Source organism: Burkholderia sp. Se-20378, from assembly GCF_017104665.1.
Taxonomy (GTDB): Bacteria; Pseudomonadota; Gammaproteobacteria; order Burkholderiales; family Burkholderiaceae; genus Burkholderia; species Burkholderia lata.
The window spans coordinates 1-1,577 of record NZ_JAAGPG010000985.1; the positions used below are offsets into that span (position 1 = coordinate 1).

At 70.0% G+C, this 1,577-nt stretch carries 2 protein-coding genes; both read left to right on the top strand.

Annotation, left to right across the window (positions count from 1 at the left end):
• A partial coding sequence (locus G3N93_RS39565) for a DUF2239 family protein (protein ID WP_206135478.1) occupies nt 1–368 on the top strand: 368 nt, incomplete at its 5' end.
• Between the two features lie 17 nt (nt 369–385).
• A partial coding sequence (locus G3N93_RS39570) for a carotenoid oxygenase family protein (protein WP_206135479.1) occupies nt 386–1,577 on the top strand: 1,192 nt, incomplete at its 3' end.

Below are 1,577 nucleotides of genomic sequence, written 5' to 3' on the forward strand. Positions count from 1 at the left end.
TCGAACAGCGCGGCCGTGGCCGGCCGAAGCTCGGCGTCGTGTCGCGCGAGGTCACGCTGCTGCCGCGTCACTGGGAATGGCTGGCCACGCAGCCGGGCGGCGCGTCGGTCGCGTTGCGCAAGCTCGTCGAGGACGCACGGCGCACGCATGCAGCGGCCGATCGACTCCGCGACGCGCAGGCGCGCGCCTATCACTTCATGTCGGCGATGGCGGGCGACCTGCCCGGTTTCGAGGAAGCCGTCCGCGCGCTGTATGCGAACGACCTGACGCGGCTCGCCGAGCTGATCGCCGGCTGGCCGGAAGACGTGCGCGACCATGCGCTCGCGCTGGCGCGCGGCGAGCTGCCGCCGTCCACCGAAGACTGCTGAAAGGAGTATCGGACGACATGACCGCATTAGATCTGAACCGCGGCGCGATCGCGCCGGTTGCCGACGAGGTCGATCTCGTCGATCTGCGCGTGACCGGCGCGATTCCGCACGAACTCGCCGGCACGTTGCTGCGCAACGGCCCGAATCCGCCGGGCGGCCGCTTCGAAGGGAGCGACATGCTGTCGTGGTGGCCGGAAGCCGCGATGCTGCACGCGATCGCGTTCGAAGGCGGCCGCGCGACCGGCTATCGGAACCGCTGGGCGCGCACGCAGCGGTGGGCCGCCGTGCATGCACCTGAAGCGGCATCGCAGCTGCCCGACACCAACCCGAACGTGAACGTGCTGCAGCATGCCGGCGAATTGCTCGCGCTGTCGGAGGGCGGCGCGCCGTTCGCGATCACGGCCGCGCTCGATTCGCTCGGCGTGCCGGCGCGGCACGCTGGCCTTGGTGGCGGGATGACCGCGCATCCGAAGGTCGATCCGGTGACCGGCGAGCTGATCGCGTTCCGCGCGGACTGGCGCGCACCGTGGCTGCGCTACGGCGTGGCCGATGCGCAGGGCGTGCAGCGCGTCGATATCGAGATCGACCTGAGCGCACCGTCGATGATGCACGACCTCGCGATCACCGAAACCCGCAGCCTGCTGCTCGACCTGAACGTCGGCTACGACTTCTCGCTGCTGAAGCAGGGCCACCGGATGCCGCTGCGCTGGCACGACGACCGGCCCGCGTGCATCGGCGTGATTCCGCGTCATGGCGGCGCGGTGCGCTGGTTCGAGGTCGAGCCGTGTTTCATCCTGCATGTCGTGAACGCGTACGACTGCGACGCGTCGTGCATCGTGCTCGATGCGGTGCGCTATCCGTCGTTCCTGCGGCTCGACGCGGGCACGGGCCGCTTTGCCGACAACCCGGTCGGCGAGCTGTGGCGCTACGTGATCGATACGGCGAACGGGCTGATCGACGAAGGGCCGCTCGCCGACGGCGGCATCGAGATGCCGCGCATCAACGAAAGCCGGACGGGGCGCCGCTACCGTTATCTGTATGCGGTCGAGCAGCCGAACAACGCGGAAATGCGCGGCGTGATGCGCTTCGACCACGCGAGCGGCACGACGACGCGCTACGCGTTGCCACCCGGCGACCAGAACAGCGAGCCGGTGTTCGTGCCTCGCCCGGGCGGCGTCGACGAGGACGACGGCTGGCTGCTGGTGGTGG